The following is a 7478-nucleotide window of genomic DNA, read 5'->3' as shown; positions in this document are numbered from 1 at the left end:
AGTTTATTTGACTCACCATGAGATATTGGCAATAATCTAGTCGGGTTACTTTGGGCTTTTTCATGACTTTATGCTACTACGTTATTCTTGAGGTTAGCAATACTTATTCGGTTTTGCGTAAGTCCTAGCTTTATATCTTGCTCTTTAAGGTAGTAACAATACCTGATAAAGCGTAAATGATACCAATAGCTAGGATGCCAACCGGTATGTCATATATTGCTATGCTCATTACCAGTACGCCTACAATAAGAACAACAAACGGAACTTTCTTTTTGTCGAACTCTTTAAAGCTATAATACTTAACATTACTGACCATTAGTAAACCACATATAACTACCCAAGCAGCAAACAAGGCCATGACTAAGCTATCATATTGTCCGACCCAATCGTTATGATCAACGGCGACCATGACAGCAGCCGTTACCAAGATAGCCGCAAGCGGACTTGCTAGACCGACAAAGTACTTCTTATCGACTGTACCGACCTGTACGTTAAAACGGGCCAAACGGAATGCCCCGCAAGCAGTAAAGACAAACGCACAACCGAGACCAATGCGACCTAATGGCTCTAGGGCAAAGCTATAAATTAGAATCGCAGGAGCAATACCAAAAGCGAGCAAATCCGCTAAAGAGTCATACTGCTCCCCAAATGGGCTTTGTGCATTAAGCATCCGTGCCACTCGACCATCCGCACCATCCAGAATAGCTGATAAGAAAATCGCTAAGGATGCTTGATAAAACTTACCATCAGTACTGGCCAAAATTGAGTAAAAACCAGATAGCAGCGATAAAGTAGTAATCAGATTAGGTGCTAAATAAACACCGCGACTCACCACTTGCTTACCCTCAGCAACTTCTGATTCAATCACCTCAAAGGTCAGACCATCATAATTGTCATTGTCCGCTAAGCGGATATTAAAATCATGCTCATCGATAAACGGTGGCTGGGTAGCTGCACTGTCACGTGATAAGCCGTCCTGTAACAGTCCATCCTGTAAGCCATCATTTGAACGAGTGTCATTGGGTGATTGCTCAGTAGTCATAACAGTATCCTTATTCGCCCACTAGCCAGCGTACGTTGGTCGCGCTATCAGGGGTTAGATCTGGCGCATCAGCAACTTTGAATATAGGTTGTAAGAAACGCAATATTTCACGTGCATGATTGTCAAACTGCCATGGTGGATTAATAATAAGCATGCCCGTCCCATTAAGACCCACAGCAATGTCATTAGGATAGATATTTAGCTCACAAACCAGCTGACGTCTCATATCGGTACGTTTCAGTTTTTTATAAAACAACTCTACCGCTTCAATGTTCTTAATTGGGAACCATAACGCATAAGTGCCTTGTGGCCATTTATTATACGAAGCTACTAACAAATTAATCAGACGGGTAAAGTCTTTATGTTCCTGCTCATAAGGAGGATCAAGTAAAACTAGACCACGCTTCTCTTTTGGTGGAATAACAGCAGCAATCCCTTCAAACGAATTGCGATGATGAATACCAATAGGCAACTTATGTAGCTGATAGTTAAGAGCGTCGTATTCAGTGGCTTTTGCTTCAAACGCTTCGCCGCGAACACCACCATCAGGATTTTTTTCGACATGATGAGCAATCCACCAGGGCGAACCAGGATAGACTTTTTTGTCATAAGTGAATCGGGCTTGCTTGATACCTTCCACATAATCTTTGATAGCTGCTGGTGCCTTTTCGGTGTCAGCTTTCATCAAGGCTTGAATACCACCTCTAGATTCACCCGTCTTACGGGCCTCTTCGCTGCTAAGCGAATACAGGCCACGGCCGCCATAAGCGTCAAGCACATAAAAAGGTTTGTCTTTTTGGCTTAGTTGATTAAGCAGTTGTACCAATAAAATGTGTTTGACCACATCAGCAAAGTTACCGGCGTGATAGGCGTGTTTATAATTCATAAGTTTAAAAGTTTAAATAAGAAAAATTGCATCTATGGTAGCATAGGTGGCGTAAAATATAACGAAGGTTTTGGTAAATAGGCGTTGATTAATTACTGGTTGGTAAGGGCAGATATTAATAAGGAATAAAATGACAGAGATTATTAGCAACCTTCACTTAGTAGGTTCAAGCTCAACAGAGTTGGGCATCAATGATCCGATAGGTGATAATAATCCGCCCCTGCTTACTCCCAATGTCAGTGAAGCTATGGACACCACTGTCGATAGTAATGCTAACGATACACCGCTTACTCAACAGATCCTTCAGATTTCCGATTTTGAAGCTAACTGGGAAAATAGGCTTACTAATGCGCAGCTTGATCAGCTGGTCACTGATGGCTGGATTGTTATTGATGAGGTGTTTGAGGGCAAAGCTCTATTAGCACTACAAGCTGAAAGTGGTTTTATTGAATATCGTGATGCACAGCTTACTGCCGGTATTCGCATCAGTGATATTCGCGGTGATAAAATTCGCTGGATTACCCAAGACTTCTTTGCAGGATATTATTATTTACAAAGTATCAATGCCTTAGCCTTAACCCTCAACCGTAGCTTGTTCGCAGGCATTCGCCATAGTGAGGCACATTATGCCTGCTATCCGGTCGGTTTTGGCTATCAATGGCATAGCGATAATCCTTCTGACCGTAATGAGCGCGTTATCTCAGCAGTTTTTTATCTCAATGATGACTGGGAAGCAAGTGACGGCGGTGCGTTAGAAGTGATTGATAATCATGGTAAACATCATAACGTCATGCCGGTTGCCAATCGCTTGATAATATTTGATAGTGACTTACAACATCAAGTACAAATCGCCCATCGGCAACGCTACTCTATTGCAACTTGGATGCGACGCGATGGCTTAGTGCCTTTTATTGAAAACCCTTAGCTTCGAAACCCTTCAATATTGAAAACACCTAATGTTAGAGAGCATTCAAACAGTAAACCATTAACGTGACCATTCTCTATCGTTTTATCATTAATTACTTTTAACTTTAACAAGGTTCCCAATGTCAAATCATGGCTTAACCCCAAAGACTGCCAACAATAACATCGAAGGTATTAAAAACTCTGCAACAGATACTCATCAGCAAGCGACTTTAGCCTTAAGCATGGCATTGATGGAACGCCCTTCAGTGACACCTGACGATACCGGTTGCCAAGATATCTTGTCAACGCGTTTGGAACAAGCAGGATTTGACTGCGAGTTTATGTACTTCGGTGACAAAGCCAAAAGCGGTGAACACGCTGAAGTCAAAAACTTATGGGCGCGGCGCGGAACGACTGAGCCAGTGATTTGCTTTGCGGGTCATACCGATGTCGTGCCTACAGGGGATGAAAACAATTGGACCTATCCGCCATTTACCCCAACGCTTGCTAATGGTTATCTATGGGGACGCGGTGCGGCTGATATGAAAACCGGCATTGCCGCTTTTACCGTTGCCGCCGAACGCTTTGTACGCAATCATCCAGAACATAAAGGTTCTATTGCGTTCTTAATTACTTCTGATGAAGAAGGCCCGTCAATTAATGGCACAGTCAAAGTAATCGAAGCGCTAGAAGCACGAAATGAAAAGATAACTTATTGCTTGGTCGGTGAGCCATCGAGTACCGATGATTTAGGCGATATTATCAAGAATGGTCGCCGGGGCTCACTGGGTGCGGTGTTAACCGTTACTGGCAAACAAGGCCATGTTGCCTATCCTCATTTGGCGAGCAACCCTATTCATGCGGTCTTGCCAGCAATGGCTGAGTTAACCAATGCGACTTGGGACGCTGGTAATGAGTACTTCCCCGCTACCTCACTGCAAATCTCCAATATCAATAGCGGTACTGGTGCGACTAATGTCATTCCGGAAACGTTAGAGGCGGTCTTTAACTTTCGCTTTTCAACTGAAACTACCGAAGATGAGTTAAAAGCAAAAACTCACGCTATTTTTGATAAACAATTTGCCGATAGCAAAGCTAATTATGACATTCATTGGAAGTTATCCGGTCAGCCGTTTTTAACCCCTGAAGGTAAGTTGGTTTCAGCTTGTCAAAAGGCTGTCAAAGCTGTTACTAGCATTGATACTAGTTTATCAACTTCTGGTGGTACCTCAGACGGTCGCTTTATTGCCCCAACGGGTGCGCAAGTCGTTGAGCTTGGTGTGCGTAATGCCACCATTCATCAAGTGGATGAAAAAGTGGAAGTAGATGACTTAGGAAAATTGGCACAAATATATGAAGGTATTTTAGAGAATTTACTGCTTGATTAAGATCGATAATAAATAAGTTTCATTCTGCCAATAAAAGAGCACCATTTATCTTACAAATGGTGCTTTTTTTTGATCTAGCGTTGGTTGTTAACTTTAAATCATCGTTAACAGTGGCAAGAATTCCAACGTGTTATCACCCCACCATTTTCACCCACGCATTCTCATGCTTAGTAAAACCAATCTTAGGATAACTTATTTTATTAACGGCATCACTGGCTTGCGGTGCAGATAAAAGAATAATCTTACAGCTTGGCGGTAATTGCTGCTCAATCTTTTTAATCATTAATTTACCGATACCTTGACGCTGGTAATTTTCAGCTACTGCTAATTCCGACAAATAACAGCAATAACTAAAGTCACTGACACAACGTGCAACCCCTATCAGCTCTTTTTCATTATTATCTAACTGCTTATCAGCCAGCCCATGCGGTGATTAATAAATCAGCATTATCGAGCATGCCTTTCATCACATAGTAATTGTCTAACGGTCGGCGCGCACCTAAACTACATTTACCAAGCAACCCAACGAATTGCTCAGGGCTAATAGCTGTATTGATTTGATAGGTAACTGCCACATGATGCCATCCTCAATATTAAGTATTCCAAATTGTATAAGCTGATATTTACTGCCTATATCCTCATTGGATAATAGCTTAGCACAATGAGTACTTATATCTTAACAAAGCAGTAAAGACCACCTCTAGAATAGATGGCCCAAATAAAAATAAATAATAATAATCCGTTTAATAAATGAGAATTTAGTTGCAAACGATAATCATTATTGATATTGTCTGTTTCCACAAACATACGCTATTGAAATTTGCCGTTTTAAATTGTCGTAATAACGTCATTTTTTTTAACTGTCCTGTTACTTTTCAATCTTAAATCAAACTTATTTTTAAACGCTTTGCTTTCAAATAAGTTACTTCTAAATATCTTGGCAACGGAGCCCACAAGATGTCTCATCCCTATCAGTCTTTTACTGTGTTTTTGCTTTCAACCTTAGCTTTATCAATGCAGGCCGCTTATGCACAAAACCCGGACAATCAGCAAAACACTACCACGGTAGCAGAAGAAGTTGCGGTGACCTTGGATAAAATCACCATTATCGGTAGTAAAGATAATGTGCCGTTAATGACGGGATCAAACTATTATGTGGATAAAGAACAACTAGAAAATGAGCAAATCACAGACATTCATCAAGTCTTGCAAACCGTACCTGGGGTTTACGTTTCTGAAGAAGATGGCTTAGGTCTGCGTCCAAACATTAGTATCCGTGCTGGTATTGGCGAGCGTAGTAGCAAGGTTCATTTGATGGAAGACGGTGTGCCCATCGCGCCAGCTCCTTATGCTGCACCTGCCGCCTATTACCATCCGTCTGCCATACGGATGTCAGGGGTTGAGATTATCAAAGGTGGCCCGCTACTACGTTATGGCCCGCAAACGACCGGCGGCGTGATTAACTATCTATCAACCCCTATTCCCAATCAAAACGGTGGACAAGTGACCACAGCTGTTAATGACCGTGGCGGCGTTGATGTCCATGCTTATGCGGGCGGGCGCTCAGGTGACTTTGCAGGTTCTATTGAGACGGTGCAACAGCAAGGTAAAGGCTTTAAGCAAATCAATGGTCAAGACACAGGCGACTATGATAACCAAGATTATGTACTAAAAGGTCGCTATCAGCTCAATCCTGCTCATAGTCTATTTGCTAAAGCTCAATATTCAGAAAAATCCAGTGATGAGACTTATTTAGGCTTGACGGATGATGACTTCAATAAAGACCCCAATAGACGCTACCCTATGTCGCGTCTTGATAATATGCAGAATGAACATACCGGTTTAAATTTGACCCATAACTGGCTGCTGGACAATAACGCTGAGCTGCGTACGACTGCTTATTATAATAAAACCCATCGTAACTGGTACAAGCTCAATGGCAATATGGTCAAGGAGTTTTATAAAGGGAATGTCACTCAAGGACAATTAGAGGGTACCGAGGACCTTGCCGGTATTGAGATCAAAGCCAATGATCGTGACTATGACAGCACTGGTATTCAAACTAACTTTAATACCGATGTTTTAACCCGCTATGGCGACCACAATATCGATGTCGGCGCGCGCTACCACCGTGATAAGGTCGAGCGCTATCAGCCCAGTGATATTTTTAATCAGGTTGATGGCGATTTGATTTATCAAAGTACCAAAGCACCTAGTGGCAGTAATAACCGCGAAGAAAAAGCAGATGCGACCAGTCTTTGGCTGACCGATACATGGCAGGTTACTGACCCATTAACCTTAAATCTAGCTATGCGCTACGAGCACATAGATACAGAGGAGACCCGCGGTCTTAATACCGATAAGCAAGCACGAGTCAGTAACACCCAATCTATCTTTTTACCCGGTTTGTCCGGCAGCTATCAGCTTAACGACAGCGTGCAGTTAATCGCTGGTGTTCATAAAGGCTTTAGTCCACTAGGGGCTGGCGTGTCTGAAAGTGATAACACCGATCCTGAAGTCAGTATCAACTATGAGCTCGGCACGCGCTATATTGCTGGCAATAATTATGTCGAAGCGGTCGGATTCTATAGCGACTTTGACTCGGTACTAAAAAACTGCACGGAAAATGCGCCTTGTGGCCCAAGAACCTCAGGTATAGAAAAAGAAAGCGGCTCGGCAGTTATCTCCGGACTTGAGCTGTCAGCAGGAACGAGCTTTGAGATGTCAGGCTACCGTATCCCACTTAATGCCACTTATACTCACACCCAATCTGAGCTGACTGAAGATTATGAGAACACGCTCAAAGGTGACCGCCTCACTCTAGTGCCCAAAAATCAAGCCAGCTTGCGCGCAGGTATTGAGATGGATTCGGGATGGGATACGTATGTGACGGCCATATATACCGGCGGTATTTGTGAAGAGGTCGGCTGCAGTCGTACCAATGCCCCGCGTAGCGAAACCGAGTCACTATTCACTATTGATGCCATCACCCACTACCCTATCGGCTATGGTGCAAAACTATTTGGTAAAGTGGAGAATATCGCAGATAAACAGGTGATTGTGAGCCGTACACCGTACGGTGCTAGACCAAATCTGCCGCGTACCTTTACCCTTGGCGTCACTAAAACGTTTTAAGTAGACTTAAAATGATCTTGGATAGTCATACTTAGCATGGTTATTCATAATATAAAAAGCCCCATCTACAATGATAGATGAGGCTTTTTTATTGAGCTATTGATCTGATAGCTCACTTGAT

At 42.7% G+C, this 7478-nt stretch carries 7 protein-coding genes; 3 read left to right on the top strand and 4 right to left on the bottom strand.

Annotation, left to right across the window (positions count from 1 at the left end):
* Positions 1-130 precede the first annotated feature (130 nt).
* Together pssA and JMX97_RS07800 are read right to left on the bottom strand one after the other, a co-directional pair.
* Positions 131-1042: a CDP-diacylglycerol--serine O-phosphatidyltransferase gene (gene pssA, locus JMX97_RS07805; RefSeq protein ID WP_227671504.1), complete on the bottom strand. Its 912-nt coding sequence runs from the start codon at positions 1040-1042 to the stop codon at positions 131-133.
* A gap of 10 nt (positions 1043-1052) precedes the next feature.
* Positions 1053-1928 carry a 23S rRNA (adenine(2030)-N(6))-methyltransferase RlmJ gene (locus tag JMX97_RS07800; protein ID WP_201556571.1) on the bottom strand — a complete coding sequence of 292 codons (876 nt, stop codon included), beginning with the start codon at positions 1926-1928 and terminating at the stop codon, positions 1053-1055.
* 130 nt (positions 1929-2058) lie between these two features.
* Between JMX97_RS07800 and JMX97_RS07795 the strand changes: the two genes are divergently transcribed.
* Entirely contained in the window at positions 2059-2853 is a 795-nt protein-coding gene (locus JMX97_RS07795; RefSeq protein WP_201556570.1) for a 2OG-Fe(II) oxygenase, read from the top strand.
* A gap of 121 nt (positions 2854-2974) precedes the next feature.
* Positions 2975-4222, top strand: coding sequence for a succinyl-diaminopimelate desuccinylase (gene dapE, locus JMX97_RS07790; RefSeq protein ID WP_227671505.1), 1248 nt, complete (start codon positions 2975-2977; stop codon positions 4220-4222).
* A 133-nt stretch (positions 4223-4355) separates the two neighbouring features.
* Here dapE and JMX97_RS13905 read toward each other — a convergent pair whose 3' ends face one another.
* Both JMX97_RS13905 and JMX97_RS13900 read right to left on the bottom strand, forming a co-directional pair.
* Entirely contained in the window at positions 4356-4559 is a 204-nt protein-coding gene (locus JMX97_RS13905; RefSeq protein WP_265089444.1) for a GNAT family N-acetyltransferase, read from the bottom strand.
* A gap of 76 nt (positions 4560-4635) precedes the next feature.
* Complete coding sequence (locus JMX97_RS13900) at positions 4636-4797, bottom strand: hypothetical protein (RefSeq protein ID WP_265089443.1); 162 nt, start codon at positions 4795-4797, stop codon at positions 4636-4638.
* 382 nt (positions 4798-5179) lie between these two features.
* Between JMX97_RS13900 and JMX97_RS07780 the strand changes: the two genes are divergently transcribed.
* Entirely contained in the window at positions 5180-7357 is a 2178-nt protein-coding gene (locus tag JMX97_RS07780; RefSeq protein ID WP_201556569.1) for a TonB-dependent receptor family protein, read from the top strand.
* The last annotated feature ends 121 nt before the right edge of the window (positions 7358-7478 follow it).

Source organism: Psychrobacter sp. 72-O-c (assembly GCF_904846605.1).
In the GTDB taxonomy this organism is placed as follows: Bacteria; Pseudomonadota; Gammaproteobacteria; order Pseudomonadales; family Moraxellaceae; genus Psychrobacter.
Note: the sequence above shows the minus strand (reverse complement) of the source record. Positions and strands in the feature narration are given on the sequence as shown.